Annotated in this window: 19 protein-coding genes, 1 tRNA gene and 1 pseudogene; 11 read left to right on the forward strand and 10 right to left on the reverse strand. The window is 45.6% G+C overall.

Going from position 1 to position 20,918, the window contains the following annotated elements:
- Positions 1-15: 15 nt before the first annotated feature.
- The 6 genes from BGE37_RS16130 to yicS all read right to left on the reverse strand — a co-directional run bounded on the left by BGE37_RS16130 (position 16) and on the right by yicS (position 5,694).
- Positions 16-1,365, reverse strand: a complete 1,350-nt coding sequence (locus BGE37_RS16130; protein WP_105288211.1) for an IpaD/SipD/SspD family type III secretion system needle tip protein — start codon at positions 1,363-1,365, stop codon at positions 16-18.
- A 43-nt stretch (positions 1,366-1,408) separates the two neighbouring features.
- Entirely contained in the window at positions 1,409-2,560 is a 1,152-nt protein-coding gene (locus BGE37_RS16135) for a hypothetical protein (RefSeq protein WP_105288212.1), read from the reverse strand.
- A gap of 12 nt (positions 2,561-2,572) precedes the next feature.
- Positions 2,573-4,354, reverse strand: a complete 1,782-nt coding sequence (locus BGE37_RS16140) for a YopB/SseC family type III secretion system translocon subunit (RefSeq protein ID WP_088541988.1) — start codon at positions 4,352-4,354, stop codon at positions 2,573-2,575.
- A gap of 55 nt (positions 4,355-4,409) precedes the next feature.
- A complete protein-coding gene (locus tag BGE37_RS16145; protein WP_088541989.1) occupies positions 4,410-4,592 on the reverse strand; it encodes a hypothetical protein in 183 nt (60 codons plus the stop codon).
- Between the two features lie 9 nt (positions 4,593-4,601).
- A complete protein-coding gene (locus BGE37_RS16150; RefSeq protein WP_088541990.1) occupies positions 4,602-5,099 on the reverse strand; it encodes a SycD/LcrH family type III secretion system chaperone in 498 nt (165 codons plus the stop codon).
- Between the two features lie 301 nt (positions 5,100-5,400).
- Positions 5,401-5,694 (reverse strand): protein YicS, encoded by a 294-nt coding sequence (gene yicS / locus BGE37_RS16155; RefSeq protein WP_001306625.1) that lies wholly within the window; start codon positions 5,692-5,694, stop codon positions 5,401-5,403.
- Between the two features lie 208 nt (positions 5,695-5,902).
- Between yicS and nlpA the strand changes: the two genes are divergently transcribed.
- The gene (nlpA, locus tag BGE37_RS16160; RefSeq protein ID WP_000779407.1) at positions 5,903-6,721 is read left to right on the forward strand and encodes a lipoprotein NlpA; all 819 of its coding nucleotides are present in this window, start codon (positions 5,903-5,905) and stop codon (positions 6,719-6,721) included.
- Positions 6,722-6,724: 3 nt separating this feature from the next.
- Here nlpA and BGE37_RS16165 read toward each other — a convergent pair whose 3' ends face one another.
- From BGE37_RS16165 to BGE37_RS16180, 4 genes and pseudogenes are all read right to left on the reverse strand, one after another.
- Positions 6,725-7,648, reverse strand: a complete 924-nt coding sequence (locus BGE37_RS16165; protein ID WP_000535948.1) for a carboxylate/amino acid/amine transporter — start codon at positions 7,646-7,648, stop codon at positions 6,725-6,727.
- Positions 7,649-7,758: 110 nt separating this feature from the next.
- Positions 7,759-8,943, reverse strand: coding sequence for a sugar efflux transporter (locus BGE37_RS16170; RefSeq protein WP_088541991.1), 1,185 nt, complete (start codon positions 8,941-8,943; stop codon positions 7,759-7,761).
- 398 nt (positions 8,944-9,341) lie between these two features.
- Positions 9,342-9,503 (reverse strand): annotated as a pseudogene (gene rhuM, locus BGE37_RS16175) (RhuM family protein); the annotation flags it as partial.
- 78 nt (positions 9,504-9,581) lie between these two features.
- Positions 9,582-9,676: transfer RNA gene (locus BGE37_RS16180), tRNA-Sec, on the reverse strand.
- Between the two features lie 292 nt (positions 9,677-9,968).
- Here BGE37_RS16180 and BGE37_RS16185 point away from each other — a divergent pair.
- The 10 genes from BGE37_RS16185 (at position 9,969) to BGE37_RS16230 (ending at position 20,917) form a co-directional block, all read left to right on the forward strand.
- Positions 9,969-11,351: a glycoside-pentoside-hexuronide family transporter gene (locus tag BGE37_RS16185; RefSeq protein WP_000834430.1), complete on the forward strand. Its 1,383-nt coding sequence runs from the start codon at positions 9,969-9,971 to the stop codon at positions 11,349-11,351.
- A gap of 9 nt (positions 11,352-11,360) precedes the next feature.
- Entirely contained in the window at positions 11,361-13,679 is a 2,319-nt protein-coding gene (gene yicI, locus BGE37_RS16190; protein ID WP_105288213.1) for an alpha-xylosidase, read from the forward strand.
- Between the two features lie 294 nt (positions 13,680-13,973).
- Positions 13,974-15,527, forward strand: a complete 1,554-nt coding sequence (locus BGE37_RS16195; RefSeq protein WP_001314234.1) for a BglG family transcription antiterminator — start codon at positions 13,974-13,976, stop codon at positions 15,525-15,527.
- Between the two features lie 26 nt (positions 15,528-15,553).
- A complete protein-coding gene (locus tag BGE37_RS16200; RefSeq protein ID WP_000355546.1) occupies positions 15,554-16,024 on the forward strand; it encodes a PTS sugar transporter subunit IIA in 471 nt (156 codons plus the stop codon).
- A gap of 17 nt (positions 16,025-16,041) precedes the next feature.
- Positions 16,042-16,356, forward strand: a complete 315-nt coding sequence (locus BGE37_RS16205) for a PTS fructose transporter subunit IIB (RefSeq protein WP_001028073.1) — start codon at positions 16,042-16,044, stop codon at positions 16,354-16,356.
- Positions 16,357-16,380: 24 nt separating this feature from the next.
- Complete coding sequence (locus BGE37_RS16210; protein ID WP_032185491.1) at positions 16,381-17,472, forward strand: PTS fructose transporter subunit IIC; 1,092 nt, start codon at positions 16,381-16,383, stop codon at positions 17,470-17,472.
- 11 nt (positions 17,473-17,483) lie between these two features.
- The gene (locus BGE37_RS16215; protein WP_088541993.1) at positions 17,484-18,335 is read left to right on the forward strand and encodes a class II fructose-bisphosphate aldolase; all 852 of its coding nucleotides are present in this window, start codon (positions 17,484-17,486) and stop codon (positions 18,333-18,335) included.
- A gap of 80 nt (positions 18,336-18,415) precedes the next feature.
- Positions 18,416-19,276 (forward strand): ketose-bisphosphate aldolase, encoded by an 861-nt coding sequence (locus BGE37_RS16220; protein WP_032185490.1) that lies wholly within the window; start codon positions 18,416-18,418, stop codon positions 19,274-19,276.
- A 47-nt stretch (positions 19,277-19,323) separates the two neighbouring features.
- Positions 19,324-20,256 (forward strand): ROK family protein, encoded by a 933-nt coding sequence (locus BGE37_RS16225; RefSeq protein ID WP_032185489.1) that lies wholly within the window; start codon positions 19,324-19,326, stop codon positions 20,254-20,256.
- Positions 20,237-20,917, forward strand: a complete 681-nt coding sequence (locus BGE37_RS16230; RefSeq protein ID WP_088541994.1) for a D-lyxose/D-mannose family sugar isomerase — start codon at positions 20,237-20,239, stop codon at positions 20,915-20,917. The genes BGE37_RS16225 and BGE37_RS16230 overlap by 20 nt, the downstream gene beginning before the upstream one ends.
- The last annotated feature ends 1 nt before the right edge of the window (position 20,918 follow it).

Consider the following 20,918-nt stretch of genomic DNA (forward strand, 5'->3'; position numbering starts at 1 on the left):
TTTGGCGTTACTTAATCAGAAACGTAAATAATCTTTCGCTGAATCAAATAATGCTGTAATGGTTGACGATAATAATTTTATAATCGTATCGTAGGTGGAGTTGGCTGTGCTGTATTTAGTCGTGATAACCTGTACATCGGTTTTCATGTTTTCTGCTTGCCCATTATAACCCGCTAACCATGCTTGGTATTCAGCTGTGCTTATTTCATAACCGGTGAATTCTTTAGATATATTTTTTTCCTTCCCTTTATTATCCCTGTGCACCATTGAATCTGAAGATTGACTCATACTGTCAATAATCTGAGGGTTGGGAATAATAACATATAAACCGCTACCTTGTGGTTCAACTTCGACAATCGGAGAAGGTGTGCGGTGTTTGGGATCGGGTGGAATTACCGGAAGTCCTAAAGCGGCGCACCATTTTTCTGCTTCTTCCAATGGAACACCAATTTTGTCAGCAGGTGCCGGAGGGTATAAAACATAGTCTGGATTGTAATGATAGTGGAAATCACCATTAGGATATTTATCGATATAATAAAAATGCATCAAGGCCTTTTGAAATGCATTGACATCAAAAATTATCGCATCGCCTTTTTTATTAGAGTGAGTCCATTTTCCCATATTGCTTTGGATATGTTCACTGAAGTCCTGCCAGTATGCGCTCATTATCTCAACGCTATTCGCATAAATTTCGAGGTAGTCGCTACCGAGCACACTCATCAAATCAGCAATATCACTGCATATATATTTATCACTTTTAAATTCGTTTGAACTACTGGCCGTTAAAGTACTGCTGGTTGCTGAACTTCTCATTTCAGGCGCAGAACTCTCTAAAGAAGCGATAGCGTGATTTAAGGTACCTTTGGTCGATGCCATTGCACTTGACCCGGTTGTGTTGTGAGCAACGTTAGCCAGGGTTTTTCTCACAGAGTTATGCAGGGTCAATATTTTATCGGGATCCTTTAATTTTCCGTCAATAGTATTAACATTTTCTGTAAGATGCAGAACGTTTTTTATCAGCAAATAACTTTCGTGTAAGAGCGCAGATCCTTTCTCTGACAGGTTCTCAGTTGGGAAATTTCTGAGCATGTTTTTAACGAAGTTGAGTTGTATGTCATGCTGGCATTTCCAGTCTTCATTTCGCGGGATACGTTCACTGACTAAAGTTGATAGTTTTTCAACATCTTTCTTGAGCATAGCGCCAATATTATTATCCTTACTGGCGCTGTTATACAAATTACCCTCGCTTTTGCTGTTTTCCAGTTGATGAGGCTCCTCACTTTGCGAGGATGCCTCTTTAAGAGGAATGTTTGCATTCTGCTGACGTAAAATATCTATATTTAAATTATTATCTTTATTAATCATGTGTCATTCCTCCTTAAATATAATTAACTATTATTGCAATAATTTATGAGCGAATGCCTTGAACGATAGCACTATCAGTATCAATAATGGTTTGTATTATTTGCTGTAATAAATTGAGTGCCTGATCTCTTCCTTGAACATCACGATTAATTTGATCCAGATAGCTACTCATAACTGAATGCATCACATTTTTAGCTTGCTCAACAATTTCTTTTTCTGCATGAGTAGTACTTTCTAGAATTCTAAGTGATGCTTGAGTTGATTGATTAACAAGCTGTGAAAGTACATCTGCTTTACCTATAGTAAAATATTTATTATATCTTTTGTTATGTTTTATACTAATACGCTCGTTTTTATCTCTAATCTTTTCTTCCGTAGCTTCTTTTTCTTTATCGTAATATTTCAGGGTCTCTTCTTTTTGTTCTTCATCAAGTGTTGTATCTTTCGTTGTTGTTTTTATTTCTTCATCTATTTGCTTGAGATAAGCTTGTTGATCTTGAACTTCCCTTTTTAATCCTCGCTGTGTTTTATCATCAGTTCCACTGATAGTGTGCTTCTGATCAGGTGTAAGGGTTTGCATCTTTTCGGGAGGGCTTCTGAAATTTGCTACAACAGATGCTGCAGCTCCGGCTGCGCCAACTGTTGACCCGGCAAGAACACCAGCCGAACTTGCCATTGTAGCGTGTACGGTTTCTGTTTTCTGATACTGGACAAGTTGTTCAAAAACGTTGCTCATAATAGCCTCAGACATAGCAGAGGCTTTATACATTGATGTGAATACCCTTAAAAATTCCTCCATAACAGCCTGTTGTCGCATGGTCAAATTATCTAGCATATCAAGGATATTATATTTAGATATTTTAATAGAACTCTGTTCTGCAGAACTGCTTGATTGACTGGATGAAATTGTAGCTTGGTCAAGGTCACCCCTCAAATTATCTAGCGTACTCCTTGAGTAATTAAGATTATCCAATAGTTTTACTCTTAGTTCCGGACAGACTTCTCTGTCTGTATTTTTTAATATTATAAACTGAGAGCTTATGTCATGATTAATATCTTTAAGGTTATAGTATTGCACAATTTTATTATCATTTGGTATGTTGTTTTTTTTACTATAATCTCTATCAAAGATTGTTTTATCAAGACTGTTAATATTAGATGTGCTGGACGCATTTTTAATTTCATAGGTGGCCATGTTAAAACCCTCTTATACGATAGAATGGGAAGCAAATTTTAAGGCTTCAGTTCGGTGTTGTAATACTCGTACCATCTGGCTTACCTCTTGTTCGACGGTTTTATCCACCCTTTGCAATACTGAAAGCATTTGTTCACGCGTTTTTGATAGATTACTCATGTCCTGTTGTAAAATTGCCATGTCGGCAGAGTTTCCAGCAACAAAACAATTCATCGTCGATGTTGCTATTGCACAGATGAGTAAGCCTATTTTCTCCAGGCCATTACTTATTTTGGCAATCAACTTCAACACTACGGCTGATGTTTGTAGCACGCTGCATACGCTGTCTAATACCTTTATAATATTTTTTGAAACTGAATTAATAATTGATTCAATGGTTGATTTTATAGTGCTTGTTATTTCTTTGGTGACTTCTTCGGCGGCTGTTTTTGATAATGCAGAAACAACGGCCCCTATTGCTACAGAACATATTACTGCTGCACCAATCATTACTGTCGCCATGACAATAGAAGCGGCTGCACTTGCGTAAATACTTTTAACCAGTTCAATCGTATCTTGATCGACACCAATAACGTCCAGAAGCGCGGTGATTGCGAGCAGAGTGGGATCAACTGTTTTAATCGCAGCCGAAAGACCTTCTACAACTTTCCCTAAAATCCAGCCGGTAGCCGTGGTGCCCAGAGCGATTTGACAAGTGATATCTACACCTAATACTACTGCGCCCGCTATTCCTCCAATAAGTGCCAATGCACCCGCAATACTTGAACCACCACTTGGAACTGCAGCAAGAAGACCAACAACAATTAAGACTGCGCTTACGGAAAAGGTAACTACAGTTACACACTCATTAACTATTTTTAAAACTTTAGTCGTGGTAGTATATTTATGTGCTGTTTCATTGAGTTTATTTTCCCTGACATGGTTAATCTCTTTCATTACCTCAGATTGATTTTTAATAGATTCGCAATTTGTATCGCCAATAACTTCCATTACTGAGGTAATCAAAAGGATAAATGTGGCTGTCGCGTTTCTGTTTTTCTGGTTTTCCTGTGTCAGGCAAATATTGGTGGTGAAGTTATTAATCTGTTCTTGCTGTTGAATTTCGTCAAAAATTTCCATACTTTGGCCGATCGCAGCGTCAGCATCCATAATGGCTGTATTTAATGATTTCTCAGCTAACGATTTTTTTTGTAACGACAGCGTGAGTGTTTTTTCAGCCGCGTTTTTTTGCGTCAGTACTTTATTGTATTGTGGATCGTCTGGTTGCAGTTGCGACAACTCTTGATCCAATGTGTTGACTTTTTTTTCCAGCGATTGCACTCTTTTATCGACTGCATTGTAATTATTGTTGGCCTGATGCAGATTATCGTTGGCTTTTTGCGCTGAATCTAATGACGAGGTGTAGGCGTCGCTTAATTCACGAAACTTATTATGTGCCATTTCGTGTCGAAGCAGGGTGTTGTCCAGGTTATTATGCAAGCGTGTAGTAATATCCTGATCGGCAATGCCTGATAAATTACCCAAAATCATCGTCAGGCGGGCATCATTCGTCTTTGCTGCAGTGGCGTTATCAGAATCGGAAACCTGCATTGCAGGTAGAGCAAGCATAGGTTTGTTTTCAAGACGAGCGCGAATATCGTTATCAAGGGACTTCGGGTTTTTATTAAGTCGCATGGGATCAACTTGCGTTTTGCTGCTGTCCTGCAGTCTTTTTTCCTCATCGCTATATTGTGTACGCAATGTTTCGCTGATTTGTTCAAACGTGATCGTCTGTCCCGTAATCGGTGCCGACATAATTCACCTCCTTTTTAAGCTATCATCTGGCTTAATTAACTGTTTATTATTTAACTCATGGCAGATGTTTATTTCCATCTAAAATGGCATCAACGGGAAAATAAGCAATGTGTTTATTGTTATTCTTCTCATTTATTTTATTGGTATGGTTGTTTTTTAAATCAATTGTTGCTTCCTCTTTATATTTCTTGGTTGCTTCTTCAGGCGTAAAAGAAGATTTTTTTATGTTTATGTTCATTTTGCCGACTCACTCTGTTTGAACTTCCTCTTCGGAATTGGCTGTCAAGAGTTCAAGATAAGCATTAGCCATCTCTTTAACTTTTTCATTTTGACTGTAGGTTACGACTGTATTAAATAACTCCGTGGCCATTTTAATGTTTTTTAAGCCCATCTGGCATTGGCCCATATAATAAACCAAAGAGAAATCGTTATCGGGAGATAGCATCAAACAGATATGATACATGTCGAATGCCTTTTGATATTCTTTCTTCAACTGACAGACGGCGGCATATCCCTTTAAATAATTATAATTTTGGAAATCATAAATACAGAGAAATTTAAAAAAGAGTTCAGCTTCGTCAAGTCTTCCTTTTTCATAAAAGTTATAAGCGTAAGCATAAACGCCTTCAAGGGTATCCGGGGTTATGCCATGCAGTTCTGCAAGCGTTGCTCCCATACCTAGTGCACGTTCGAACTTACTGGCAATTTCTTTATTTTCTTCTAAATCCAGATTTGCGCTTTCCATCTCTACTCTCTCCTTTCGAACATTCTTTGTTCAGACTTCACCATTTTTTAGAGGGTGGTGATATCAAAATTCGCTCATTTTTATGCCCATCCGTTGGACTTCCTTTTCTGCATTAAAAACAACTATTGTTTCAATGAGATAAGATTTTCTATGTGATGAAATGAAAATAATGTAGAGGGAATTTTATCCACAATCCTGATGAACGGGTTCAATTCTGATTGGAATTTGAAAAAGCAGGTGATTTACTGATGTGCGAGCGTACGTCAGTGGCTGCTGGCCTGAGCGCGGAGGTGTGCGAAATTCACATATCCGGGCATTCCACCTTACCCAGCGCTTCCCAGTAGTTATTCTGATTATTACGCTCCATCGCCACAATAGCTTCGCGGATATGTTGTTTGTTACTCTCATCAGACAACATTAATTTTTCCCACGCTTCGTCTGATAATGACGCCTGTGGCGTGCAAATTTTACGTAAATCTTGCAATACCGTGGTCTTTTCTTTTGCCGACTGTAGAGAACTGAATGGCGACTCGGCCTGAGAAATGGCTGGGAAAGTCAGGAATACGGTAATCATGAGTAGCATCGTTGGCTTCATAGCTGCAACCTTCTGCAAATGTGCATCGAATGAAGCATAAGTGTAGTTTGCTTTTGCCGCTCTCATCATGCTGTACGAAAGGTGTTTGCGTGGTCAGTAAGAAGTGCCAGTTTTATATACCTTTTTCTTCTATTCGATAGCTTTTCGTTTTTTAAATCGTAGTGATCTTGCCATTATAGTCAGTTAACGATTAAAAAAAGGATAAAAAATGAAACTGACAACACATCATCTACGGGCGGGGGCCGCATTATTACTGGCAGGAATTCTGCTGGCAGGTTGCGACCAGAGCAGCAGCGATGAAAAGCACATTAAAGTGGGCGTTATTAATGGCGCAGAACAAGATGTCGCGGAAGTCGCTAAAAAGGTGGCAAAAGAGAAATATGGCCTCGATGTTGAACTGGTAGGATTTAGCGGTTCGTTGCTACCGAACGATGCGACAAATCATGGCGAGCTTGATGCGAACGTCTTCCAGCATCGACCCTTTCTTGAACAAGATAATCAGGCGCATGGTTATAAACTGGTAGCGGTGGGAAATACATTTGTCTTCCCCATGGCGGGTTATTCCAAAAAAATCAAAACCGTGGCGCAAATAAAAGAAGGCGCGACAGTGGCGATCCCCAACGACCCGACCAACCTTGGTCGCGCGCTTTTACTGTTGCAAAAAGAGAAGCTAATTACTCTGAAAGAGGGAAAAGGGTTACTACCTACCGCGCTGGATATAACCGAGAATCCTCGTCATTTGCAGATTATGGAACTCGAGGGGGCGCAGCTCCCGCGCGTACTGGATGATCCCAAAGTTGATGTGGCGATTATCAGCACCACTTACATTCAGCAGACCGGGCTTTCTCCGGTGCACGACAGCGTATTTATTGAAGATAAGAATTCGCCGTATGTGAATATTCTGGTGGCACGGGAAGATAATAAGAATGCAGAAAACGTGAAGGAATTTCTGCAATCTTATCAATCGCCCGAAGTCGCTAAAGCGGCAGAAACCATCTTTAACGGTGGCGCGGTGCCTGGCTGGTAATTCTCACTCATGCCGCGCCGGACGATTTATTTTTCTGGCGCGGCGACGGGAATCCATTGAAATCAAAATCACCGATGACAGAATCAGCAGTGTGCCCAGCCAGTCCGGCAATGTGAACGTGATCCCCAGCAACAGCAAAGAGAGCAGCGCGCTACTTAATGGTTCTGCACAGCTCAAAATGCTGGCTTTTGGCCCGCCAATGAGCTGTGCGCCTTTCAGATATAGACTAAAGGTTAGCGAAGTTCCGATTACCACCAGATAGAAAAACGCCAGAATCAGGCTGCCATTAACCACGAAGTTTGTTCCTTGCCCGGCATAGAAGGGCAGCAGGATTAGACCACCGATCAGCATACTCCAGCCGACGACCGGTAACGTGCCATAGCGGGCAATCAGCGTTGAGGGATAGGTGGTATAGAATGCAGCAGCAAATGCCGAGGCAATGCCCCAGAATAACGCGGCCGGAGAGATCGATAATGACGTCGGATTACCGTGTGTCACCAATAAAAAAGTCCCGATCAACGATGTCAAAATAGCGCAAAAAACCAGAATGCCCGGGCGGGATTTACGCACCAGTGAGAACCAGGCGACGATAATCGTCGGTGAGAGGAATTGCAGCACCGTTGCCGTGGCAGCATTCGATTTTTCAATGGTTAGCAAAAAAGTGAGCTGTACGGTTAGCGCGCCAACCACGGAAAAAATCAGCAGACTAATGGCATCTTTGTGATTGTTAATAATAGAAAAGATTTTATCGCCATGCACAAATGACAGCGTCAGCAGAATCAAACCGGCGAATATCAAACGCGTCATAGTCAAAAACTGCGACGACATCTGGCTTTGCTCCATGATGTATTGCGCGCAGACCCCTGAACTTCCCCACAACACGGCGGCAATCAGAACGTTCAGCATCCCCTTTCTGGTGGAACCCATTTTTCCCTCTGCATACTGTTTTGTCGTTTATGTATGCAGGCATGATAGCAAAAATGGCGAGGATGGCTCTGTTTGCGCCACGCCGATTTTTCTTAGCTCAGACTGGTGAGCTAAATATCTTTAATAAACAGCAGGCAAATCATCGCAATACCCAACATCCCTATCGCCAGCCAGAACAACGAGTGGTAGCTCCAGATTTCAACCATAATTCCGTCAACAGAGCCGGCGATAATCCAGCCGACGCGTGAGGTATTTGCATATAACGTTGTCGCAGAGCCTATTTTTTCAGGCATCAGATCCTGAAAATAAAGCATGCCGATACCACAGAGAATACCAAGGAAAATGGCATTTAGAATTTGCAATTCCAGCTCAACTGCCGGAGTCGTCGCCATGAGTACGCTGGCGTAAAAACACATACCACTCACGATAGCAATGAGCATTAATAGTCGCTTGCCAATACGTTTCATGTAATAGCCTGCGATTAACATCATCGGAATTTCCAGACCGGCAGCAATACCAATCATTTCTCCAGCCAGTTTATCGGTTAGATGCAGTTCATCAATAATAAATAGCGGCATATTTATCATGTAGAGATTATTCGCCGCCCACATCATTGAACAGACTACAAAAAGTAGCCGTGTATCCCGCTTTCTATGGATGGAGGGTAAAATTTCTACGGGTTGGGTAACGACAGGAATATTTCTTTGTATTGATGGCAAAAACAACCAGACTATCAGCCCGCAAATAACAAATGCGATGGCAGCGGTGAGATACATCACTTTAAAACTAAATCCCATTGCCAGCTCATAAGCGAGCGGTGGCCCGATAACCCAGGCAAGCGAGATCTGAGCACGTAAAAATGTACTGAACATGACCGTCTCACGGCCTGTTCTGTCGGCGTGTTCACGGGCGAGGGCGAACATTTGCGGGTTTGCAGTGGAAGCAAAACTACTCAGAAGTACGCCCGTAGAGAGGAGAATGAAGTAGTTGCGATTCCACGCAAAAAGAGTGCAGGCCAACACTCCAAATAAGCAACATAGCAGGATCAGTAATTTACGGTCGCCTTGTTTATCGGAGTGCCTTGCCAGAAATTGACTGACCAGAATTCCCATAATAGCGCTACCGGTGAAGAAAAAACCTACCATTATAGGACGGGCTTTCAGTTCATCTGCGAGGAATATACTTAGGGTGGGAGTCTGGAGAGCGCCCGCAATACCAGTCAGAAAGGCGACAAGTAAAAATGCCGCGGCAGTGAGATCAAGTATTTTTGATGGAGTGGTAGCCATTTTTTGCATTCTTCTGAATCACCGGGCGACAAAATATAACTGAGTTACAAATAAGTACCAGTCGAATGAGTATTATATTAAGAATTTTTGAGTATCGCTGATACAACCAGAAAGCAATGCTAGCGCAATATTATAGGGCCAGCAATTGAGATTATTAGCAAAAGCATGTTAAGAATTAATCACCGAATTTATATATTAATTATAGTAAGGCAATGAGCTATTTTTGATAGTAAAAATAAAACAAGTTTAATTGATATATTAAATGAAAAAATTAATCTTGATGGCAGTCTGATTATTGGTGAAGTTTATAGGTCAGTTTTTTTCGCCAGCGGTTAAAGGAATAGAATCGTCGTATAAAAAAAGGGTGTTTTGGGGCGTGTAAAACAACATCTTCACCTTAATGGCGATACAGTTGGCTGAGAGTCAGCAGGGGGGCAAATCACCTGCAAATAAACACGGCGCATGCTGGCGCGAATATCGCGGATGCGTTCGAGGACAGAAGAACCGACAGGCGGATTCTTCAGTCGCTCATCGTCCATCACAAAACCTTTGATCAGGTATTCCTGAAGTTGATTAAATATTGAGCAGTAGAAAATATCTGGATTGACTGTATTACAAGGGGTTGGAGAACGTCAGTAGAAGCAAATTGGCGGAAGATCACAGGAGTCGAACCTGCCCGGGACCGCTGGCGGCCCCAACTGGATTTGAAGTCCAGCCGCCTCACCGGAGACGACGATCTTCCGCGCCTCGATTGCTACATGGAGGCGGGGCGCATTATAGCTACTTCCTTGAGTTTCTACATCCCCCAGATCAGTTTTTTCCGCCTAATACATGCAGCGTATTATCACGAAAGCATTATATTTCATATAAAACCCATATTTTACAATGATATATGAGCGTAATTTACGCTACCACGATCACATAAAACAAGAATCATAAATTAATAACCAGATATCGGAATATTCGCTCTCACAGGGATGGTTTACAAAATGCGTTATCGGTCTCAGCACCCCTATAGCATCAAGGAAAAGCAGATGAAGAGTGAAGTGTTGTCCGTTAAAGAGAAAATTGGTTATGGCATGGGAGACGCCGCCAGCCACATTATTTTCGATAACGTAATGTTATATATGATGTTCTTTTATACCGATATTTTTGGCATTCCTGCCGGATTTGTCGGAACCATGTTTTTGGTCGCTCGTGCACTGGATGCAATTTCTGATCCTTGCATGGGGTTGTTGGCCGATCGAACGCGCTCTCGCTGGGGTAAATTTCGTCCATGGGTACTGTTTGGCGCACTGCCATTCGGGATCGTCTGTGTACTGGCCTATAGCACGCCAGATCTCAGTATGAACGGAAAAATGATTTATGCAGCAATTACTTACACCCTACTTACCTTACTTTATACCGTCGTCAATATCCCTTACTGCGCATTGGGTGGTGTAATCACCAATGACCCGACTCAGCGTATCTCGCTGCAATCCTGGCGTTTTGTGCTGGCGACCGCGGGAGGCATGCTCTCTACTGTGCTGATGATGCCGCTGGTTAATTTAATTGGTGGTGATAATAAACCACTCGGTTTCCAGGGCGGTATCGCGGTCCTTTCCGTGGTGGCATTTATGATGCTGGCCTTTTGTTTCTTCACCACTAAAGAACGCGTTGAAGCACCACCTACAACGACGTCTATGCGGGAAGATTTACGTGATATCTGGCAAAACGACCAGTGGCGTATTGTCGGTTTCCTGACCATTTTCAATATTCTGGCGGTGTGCGTACGCGGCGGGGCGATGATGTATTACGTCACATGGATTTTGGGTACGCCGGAAGTGTTTGTCGCTTTTCTTACCACTTATTGCGTGGGTAACCTGATTGGTTCCGCACTGGCGAAACCGCTGACCGACTGGAAATGTAAAGTCACTATCTTCTGGTGGACGAACGCCCTGCTGGCAGTGATTAGCCTGGCGATGTTCTTTGTTCCTATGCAGGCCAGCATCACCATGTTTGTCTTCATCTTCGTGATTGGTGTGTTGCATCAACTGGTGACACCTATCCAGTGGGTAATGATGTCCGATACCGTCGACTACGGCGAGTGGTGCAATGGTAAACGCCTTACCGGGATCAGTTTTGCTGGCACGTTGTTTGTGCTCAAACTGGGGTTGGCCTTCGGCGGCGCTCTTATCGGCTGGATGCTGGCTTATGGCGGATATGATGCGGCAGAAAAAGCGCAGAACAGCGCCACGATTAGCATCATTATCGCGCTATTCACGATTGTTCCGGCGATCTGTTACTTGCTGAGCGCGATTATCGCTAAACGCTACTACTCACTCACGACGCACAATCTGAAAACCGTTATGGAACAGCTGGCCCAGGGCAAACGCCGTTGCCAGCAACAATTCACCTCTCAAGAAGTGCAGAACTAAGGAACGGCAATGAAAATTAGCGACGGAAACTGGTTGATTCAACCTGGCCTCAATTTGATTCACCCGCTTCAGGTGTTCGAGGTTGAACAGCAGGGTAATGAAATGGTGGTCTATGCTGCCCCCCGTGATGTGCGTGAACGTACCTGGCAGCTTGATACGCCTTTATTTACGCTGCGCTTTTTCTCCCCACAGGAAGGTATTGTCGGTGTACGGATTGAGCATTTTCAGGGGGCGCTGAATAACGGTCCTCATTACCCGCTCAATATTTTGCAGGACGTGAAGGTCACAATCGAAAACACAGAACGTTACGCTGAGTTTAAAAGTGGCAACTTAAGTGCGCGTGTCAGCAAAGGTGAGTTCTGGTCACTGGATTTTCTGCGCAACGGCGAACGTATTACCGGTAGTCAGGTGAAAAATAATGGCTACGTGCAGGACACGAATAATCAACGAAATTATATGTTTGAGCGGCTGGATCTTGGCGTTGGCGAAACAGTTTACGGTCTGGGAGAGCGCTTTACTGCCCTGGTGCGCAATGGCCAGACGGTAGAGACCTGGAACCGGGACGGCGGCACAAGTACTGAACAGGCGTATAAAAATATCCCGTTCTATATGACTAACCGTGGTTATGGTGTACTGGTCAATCATCCTCAATGCGTCTCTTTTGAAGTGGGATCGGAGAAAGTCTCCAAAGTGCAGTTCAGCGTTGAGGGTGAATATCTCGAATACTTTGTTATTGACGGCCCGACGCCGAAAGCGGTACTTGATCGTTATACCCGTTTTACTGGTCGTCCGGCGCTGCCGCCCGCGTGGTCCTTCGGCCTGTGGCTAACCACTTCATTTACCACCAACTACGACGAAGCGACGGTTAACAGCTTTATCGATGGTATGGCGGAACGCAATCTGCCACTGCATGTTTTCCACTTTGACTGTTTCTGGATGAAAGCCTTCCAGTGGTGCGATTTTGAGTGGGACCCGCTGACTTTCCCGGACCCGGAAGGGATGATCCGCCGCCTGAAAGCGAAAGGGCTAAAAATCTGCGTCTGGATTAACCCCTATATCGGGCAAAAATCCCCTGTCTTTAAAGAGTTACAAGAGAAAGGTTATTTACTCAAACGCCCGGACGGTTCGCTGTGGCAGTGGGATAAATGGCAGCCAGGTCTGGCGATTTATGACTTTACCAATCCGGATGCCTGCAAATGGTACGCCGACAAACTGAAAGGTCTGGTCGCGATGGGCGTTGATTGCTTTAAGACCGACTTTGGCGAACGTATTCCAACCGATGTTCAATGGTTTGACGGTTCCGATCCGCAGAAAATGCATAACCATTATGCGTACATCTACAACGAACTGGTGTGGAACGTGCTCAAGGAAACCGTTGGCGAGGAAGAAGCCGTCTTGTTTGCCCGCTCGGCCTCCGTCGGTGCGCAGAAATTCCCGGTACATTGGGGTGGCGACTGTTATGCTAACTACGAATCAATGGCGGAAAGCCTGCGCGGTGGTTTGTCTATTGGCCTTTCTGGTTTTGGCTTCTGGAGCCACGATATCGGCGGCTTTGAGAATACCGCTCCGGCGCACGTTTACAAACGCTGGTGCGCGTTTGGTTTGCTCTCCAGCCATAGCCGTTTACACGGCAGCAAATCTTATCGTGTGCCGTGGGCCTATGATGATGAGTCCTGTGATGTGGTGCGCTTCTTCACGCAACTGAAATGCCGCATGATGCCGTATCTGTATCGTGAGGCTGCTCGTGCGAACGCGCGGGGTACGCCGATGATGCGGGCCATGATGATGGAGTTTCCGGACGATCCGGCTTGTGATTACCTTGACCGTCAATACATGTTAGGCGACAACGTGATGGTTGCTCCGGTGTTCACTGAATCGGGCGATGTGCAGTTCTACTTGCCGGAAGGTCGCTGGACACACCTGTGGCACAACGATGAACTCGATGGTAGTCGCTGGCATAAACAGCAGCACGGCTTCCTGAGTCTGCCCGTTTATGTGCGTGATAACACCCTACTGGCGCTGGGCAACAACGAGCAACGTCCCGATTACGCGTGGCACGAAGGCACGGCATTCCAGCTCTTTAATCTGCAAGACGGGCATGAAGCCATCTGTGAAGTGCCCGCTGCCGATGGTTCCGTTCTTTTCACCCTGAAAGCGGCGCGTACTGGCAACACAATTACTGTGAATGGTGCGGGCGTGGCGAAGAACTGGACGCTGTGCTTGCGCAATGTTGTGAAAGTAAATGGTCTGCAAGGCGGTTCGCAGGCTGAAAGTGAGCAGGGGCTGGTGGTGACGCCTCAAGGGAATGCGCTGACAATTACGTTGTAATCTATTGAAGAATGCCGGATACGAATGGTTTTGTGTCGTATCCGGTAAATAATCTCACATCTGGTAATAAATATTTCTTCCATCGTATTTGCGAGCATGATCACGATTATTCATCGCGAAAATGTGATCTGTGCTGAAAAATATCCCTTAACCGCCTTGCTTTGTTTTATCACTGTCCGGATTACGGACAGATTTTAGTATTGTTGTGAAATTATTCTGCTTTATATTTACCCTCAGAGATGGCAACTGAAGCTCTTCCTCATGGGGCTTCTTAATCTGTGATAAGGGTAAAAAATGCAAATGATTACCTCGCGACAAAACAGATTATTACGATTCCTTCTACCACGAAGGGAATATACGACTATTGTTACGATTGCCGGCTATTTAAATGTTTCGGAAAAAACCATTCAACGTGATTTACGTTTACTTGAGCAATGGCTGGGGCAATGGAGAATAAATGTTGAGAAGCGTGCTGGCGCGGGTGTGATGTTAAGCGCGGAGAATATTGCTGATTTGCTGCATCTTGATCATTTGTTGGTGGCAGAATGTGAAGAGATTGATGGTGTAATGAATAATGCCAGGCGCGTTAAAATAGCGTCGCAGTTATTAAGTGAAACACCGAATGAAACGTCGATCAGTAAATTGTCAGAACGCTACTTTATCAGCGGAGCCTCTATTGTTAATGACCTGAGAGTAATTGAGTCCTGGCTTGCGCCGTTGGGGTTATCGTTGATCCGCAGCCCAAGTGGTACGCATATTGAAGGTAGTGAAGGGCAAGTCCGACAGGCAATGGCATTACTGATTAACGGCATTATTAACCATAATGAGCCGCAAGGTGTCGTGTATTCACGTCTGGATCCCGGAAGTTATAAAGCATTAGTCCATTATTTTGGAGAGGAAGAAGTGTTATTTGTCCAGTCATTGTTACTGGATATGGAAAATGAATTAAGTTGGTCTTTGGGAGAACCTTATTACGTTAACATTTTTACTCACATCCTTATTATGATGTATCGCAACACGCACGGGAATGCGTTATCAAGAGAAGAAGATCAAACCAGGCAATATGATGAAAATATCTTTAATGTTGCCAGTCAGATGATTCATAAGATAGAACAACGAATTGCACATACGTTGCCCGATGATGAAGTCTGGTTTATTTATCAATATATCATTTCATCAGGTGTGGCGATTGATGGACAAAAAGATGTTAGCATTATTTCACATATGCAGGCCAGCAATGAAGCGCGTCTGATTACCTGGCGTTTAATTACGGTATTCAGTGACATCGTGGACTGCGATTTTAGTGAAGACAGCGCATTATATGATGGCTTGTTGGTTCATATTAAGCCGCTGATTAACCGTTTAAATTATCGCATTCATATCCGTAATCCATTGCTGGAAGATATTAAAGCAGAATTAGCGGATGTCTGGCGGTTGACGCAATATGTGGTGAATCAGGTATTTAAAACCTGGGGTGAGAATGCAGTGAGCGAGGATGAAGTGGGTTACCTGACCGTTCATTTTCAGGCTGCGATGGAGCGGCAAATTGCCCGTAAACGTGTATTACTGGTCTGTTCAACCGGAATCGGAACTTCGCATCTACTGAAAAGCCGTATTCTGCGAGCATTTCCTGAATGGACGATTGTTGATGTTATTTCAGCAGCGAATTTATCACAGGTTTTGCCTGACAATATCGAACTGATTATTTCGACCATTAATTTGCCTACAGTCACTATGCCGGTCGCTTATGTTACCGCTTTTTTTAATGATGCCGATATTAAGCGGGTCACTGAAATGGTGATTACGGAAAAATTACATCATGCGACGTCTCGGGTCGTTGAAATTTAATGTCAGAATTTTATGAGGTATGACGAATGGACATAACAAAAATCCTGAATACGAATCGCGTTATTTTAGATATGCAAGCGACGAATAAAGCGGAGGCGATTGAAGAATTAACTAATCTTCTCAAAAAAGATGGTGCGATCGATTGTCGGGAAACCTTTATTAAAGATGTCTGGCAGCGCGAAGCGGAAGGCTCGACTGGTTTTGAAAATCATATTGCGATCCCGCATGGTAAATCTTCAGCTGTGATTAATACTACGCTGGCAATTGGCCGTACCCGGCAGGATATTCCCTGGGAAACGCTGGATGGCAGTAGCGTGCGCTGTATTATTTTATTTGCGGTACGTCTTGAAGATCAAAATACCACCCATATCCGTTTACTTTCCCAGGTCGCGGGCGCGCTGGCGGATGATGACATCATAGAACAATTGTTAGTTGAGACGAGTCCGCAAAAAATCATTGATCTCTTTAGTCAGTATGCACAATCCGATGTCTGCTAAATAACAGGGAGTATGTCATGAATATTGTCTGTGTTGCCGCCTGTACGGCGGGTATTGCTCATACCTATATTGCTCGTGAAAAGTTAATCAAAGGAGCAAAAGCTCTGGGCCATACCATTAAAGTTGAAACCCAGGGAACCATTGGTACAGAAAATGAATTACAGGCGGCAGATATCTCTGCTGCTGACGTCGTGATTCTTGCTGTAGATGTGAAAATAAAAGGAGAAGAACGCTTCACCAATAAACGTATTGTGCGAGTAAAGACAGAGATCGTCATTAAATCGCCCGTTCAATTTCTTGAAAAGGTCGAAAAATCACTGGGAAACAAATGATCCTTATACTGGAGGGATCTTAATATGAAAGACAATAAAATTCCGGTTTCACAGGAAATTAAAAAACATTTATTAACCGGCATCTCGTGGATGATACCCCTTATTGTGGCCGCCGGGATATGTATTGCGTTGGGGCAAGTTCTTGGCGGTACAGATGTTGGTGAAAAAACAGGAACAATCCCGTGGATGCTTAATCAGATTGGCGGCTGGGGAATGGGGCTGATTGTGCCGCTGATTAGCGCGGCAATTGCCTATTCTATTGCCGATCGTCCCGGATTTGCCCCGGGCCTGATTGTCGGCTTTCTCTGCGGGCAAATCCATACCGGATTTATTGGCGGTATGTTGGGTGGTTTCCTGGTGGGCTACACCATTTTGCTACTTAAACGCTATATCCGCCTGCCGCAGTCGATGCAAGGACTCATGCCAATCATGGTGTTGCCGGTATTAAGCACCATTATCGGTGGGCTGTTAATGATGACGCTGATTGGTAAACCCATCGCCTGGTTACAAGAAGCACTGATTCATTTGCTCGAGTCGATGCAGGGCGGATCGCGCTTCCTGATGGGGGCCATACTTGGCGCGATGGCAACCTTCGATTTCGGTGGTCCGGTAAATAAAACAATGTCGTTGTTTTCCGATGGCTTGCTGGTCAGCGGCGTCTATGGGCCAGAAGCCGTGAAATTTGTCGGCTCAATCATCCCTCCGTTTGGCATCACACTTTCGTTCTTACTGACACGCCATAAATACACCCGTGCGGAGCGCGAGGCGCTGAAAGCCGCGTTTCCGATGGGGATCTGCATGATCACTGAAGGAGTCATTCCGATCGCCGCGCGTGACTTGCTGCGAGTGGTGGGATCTTGTGTGGTGGCTTCTGCGGTAGCTGGCGGCTTGATCATGGTGTGGGGCGTGGAGAGTCCGGTTCCGCATGGCGGCCTGTTTGTTGTGCCTTTGTTCACCCATCCTCTGCTGTTTTGCCTGGCGCTGGGTATAGGCACGGTGATTTGTGGCGTGATGCTTTCACTCTGGAAGAAACCGGTAACGGAACGTGACGAAGAGTTTGACGAACTGAGCGATCAAAAGCTGAAAGATGAAGAGATCACTTTCACCCTCGAATAACCGGAGGCCCTATGTTTGCCGATATGAAAAGTATGGTGATGAAAGCCTGGCATGAACATTACGCCTTGCTGGCGATCAACTGTATGAATCTGGAAAGTGCTCACGCAGCTATCCGCGTGGCGGAGAAGAATCGCGCTCCGATCATTCTCAATCTCTATCAGGGGCATCTGGCGCATTTTCCTGCACCCGTCGCGGCGGCAGTGGTTAAAACGCTCGCGGAATCTGCCTCAGTACCGGTCGCTCTGGCGCTTGATCATGGCAAAAATCCGGACTGTATTCGTCAGGCGTTTCGTGCTGGTTTCAGCGGATTAATGATTGATGCTTCTGCTTTTCCCCTGGAGGAAAACGTGCGCCAGACCAGGGCGGTGGTGGAACTCGCCGCCAGCGCGCAGCTCTGCGTGGAAGGCGAACTGGGCCATCTGGCAGATGCGCCGCGTTACGACCAAGCCACCAATGCCGACCTGATGACGCAACCCACTGATGTGGAACCGTTTATCGCGCAGACAGGCATTGATCTACTGGCCGTCTCGGTAGGCACGGCGCACGGCATGTACGCGCCTGGTGTTGTACCTGCTATTGATTTTCAGCGTCTGGCGGAGATTTTCCACTGCTCGAGCGTGCCTCTGGCATTACATGGCGGTAGCGGTACGCCGTTCGATCAGCTCCAGCTCTGTACGACGCTGGGGGTAGCAAAAATCAACGTGGGGGCGGCCATTTTTGAACGGGGGAAATCCGCGCTCCTGCATACCCTCTGTCACGATATATCCATTGAACTGGTGGACGCGCTGAAAGCTATGGAACTGGCCTTCGAAGAAGCGGTTACACCGTATTTACAGGCGAGCGGCTCTATCGGCAAAGCCTGATTCATTTTCTGTCATGGCCTTTATGCCAGTGCAATAACGCACCGGCAGGGCGGACTACACGCTGAAACTGGAGATTTAACATGTTAGTTTCGATGAAAGAATTACTGCAACCTACCCGCCAGCACGGCTTTGCCATTGGCGCATTTAATGTGGCGGATAACTGTTTCCTTCGCGCAGTCGTGGATGAAGCAGAAGCGACAAATACTCCGGCGATTATTGCCATCCATCCCAGCGAACATGATTTTGTGGGCGATGCCTTTTTCGCTCACATTCGCGAAATTACCCAGCGTAGTCCGGTCCCGTTTGTACTGCACCTCGATCATGGTGCCTCTGTAGAGCATGTTTTGCGTGCGATTCGCTGCGGATTTACCTCAGTAATGATCGACGGTTCGCTGCTGCCGTATGAAGAAAACGTGGCGCTGACCGCAGAAGTGGTTCGCCTCGCTCATGCGGTTGGCGTGTCGGTTGAGGGTGAACTGGGGACCATCGGACAAACAGGAACGTCAGTGGAAGGTGGAGTTTCACAAGTTACCTACACTGACCCGGCGCAAGCCGCCGATTTTATTGCTCGTACAGGTGCCGACACACTGGCTGTGGCGATTGGTACAGCGCATGGCATCTATCCAAAAGGGATGCAACCGAAGCTGCAAATGGACATTTTGCGCGACATTGCCGGACGTATTGATATTCCGCTGGTGCTACACGGTGGTTCGGCAAACCCGGACGCGGAGATTGCTGAATCAGTTACGCTCGGCGTCGGCAAAATCAATATCTCCAGCGATATGAAATACGCCTATTTCCAGAAAGTGCGTGAAATTCTCGCTAAAGAGAGCTGGTGGGACCCGAACGTCATCTATCCGGATGCGATTAACGCGGCGCGGGAAGTCATTCGCCACAAAATGAAACTGTTCGGTTCGCTCGGTAAAGCATCACTGTACTAAGCCAGAAGGGCGGGGTGACCCGCCTTTTACGCAACAAGGAACGAGATATGCACTATCTGGGGTTGGATATTGGTGGGACCAAAATCGCCGCCGTCGTCATGGATGCGCATGGCTGGGAGATTCGCCGTTACCGCTGCCCGACGCAAAAGTCGACATATCAACAATTTGTCTCATGCGTTGTGGCGCTTATCGAGCAGATTAGGCGGGACGTTCAACGACCGATGCTGACAGGGATCGCCTTACCCGGCAGTATCTCGCCACTCACTGGCCTGATTAAAAATGCGAATATTCAGGTGATTAACGGTCATGCGTTACAGGCTGATTTGCAGCAATTGCTTGGGCAACCGGTGGTGATAGCCAATGATGGTAACTGTTTCGCGCTATCAGAAGCTTGCGACGGTGCCGGGCAAGATTATGACGTGGTATTTGGTATTACGCTTGGCACGGGCTGCGGCGGTGGCATTGCCATCAAGCAACGACCGTTTATAGGGGCCTGGGGAAATGCTGCCGAATGCGGTCATATCACGTTGCCAGGCTATACGGAGCAGGAAGATGGTCCATCAGTCAGTTGCTATTGCGGCAAACACAACTGCGTGGAGTCGTTTGTTTCCGGCAGCGGTTTTAGTGAACGCTATCAACAGATGACTGGTAACTTGCTCACTCCTGCGGCGATTGTCACCCTGGCACAACGTGGTGATGCTTGTGCCATGCAGCAGGTGGCACGTTTTCGCCAACAGCTTGCCCGCACGCTGGCAACCATCGTTAACGTTGTTGACCCTGGCGTGATTGTGATCGGCGGCGGGCTTTCGAATGTGGAACTGCTTATCACCGATCTGAACGCAGAAGTCGCTCCACTGGTTTTCACCGATCAATTCACCACTCCCATTGTAAAAGCACAGCACGGCGACAGTAGCGGAATGCGTGGCGCTGCCTGGCTTGCTATGCGCAACGGAGAAGCCAATGAAACGCTCACAAATTAATTATGTTATTGATAAAGCACATGCCATTGCGCAGACCTTCCGCGTTTGTTTGCCTGAGTTCGCCTATTTTACGGTGGATGACTGGCTGCAGCGGGAACGGGATAACTGGCAAGAAGTAGTCGACTTACAGCTCGGTTGGGATATCACCGATTTTGGTCGTGGTGATTTCAACCAAACGGGACTAACACTGCTAACGATGCGCAACGGCGCGCTGGGGTCGGCGGCATATCCAAAACCGTATGCTGAGAAAATGTTGCAGATCCAACAAGATCAGCAGACTCCCTGGCATTTTCACACCCACAAAATGGAAGATATCCTCAATCGGGGCGGTGGAGACTTATGCATGCAGTTGGCCTGGGCCAACGAAGCCAATCTCTGTGATGATCAACGAGTCATTACCGTGAATGTTGATGGTCAGCGGCGTACCATGAAACCTGGTGAAACGCTGGTGTTAAAGCCGGGGCAGGGCATTTGCCTGCCGCCGCGTCTGTATCATCGCTTCTGGGCGGAAAAAGCGTTTGTTCTCGGCTGGGAAATTTCGATGGTAAATGATGACCAACACGATAATTATTTTCTTGAGCCGGGAGGACGTTTTCCGGCGATAGAAGAAGATGAACCGGTGAAATGGTTATTGTGCAGTGAGTATGGAATTTTGCGCTAAT

It is taken from the genome of Escherichia sp. MOD1-EC6300, from assembly GCF_002965045.1.
Taxonomy (GTDB): domain Bacteria; phylum Pseudomonadota; class Gammaproteobacteria; order Enterobacterales; family Enterobacteriaceae; genus Escherichia; species Escherichia coli_F.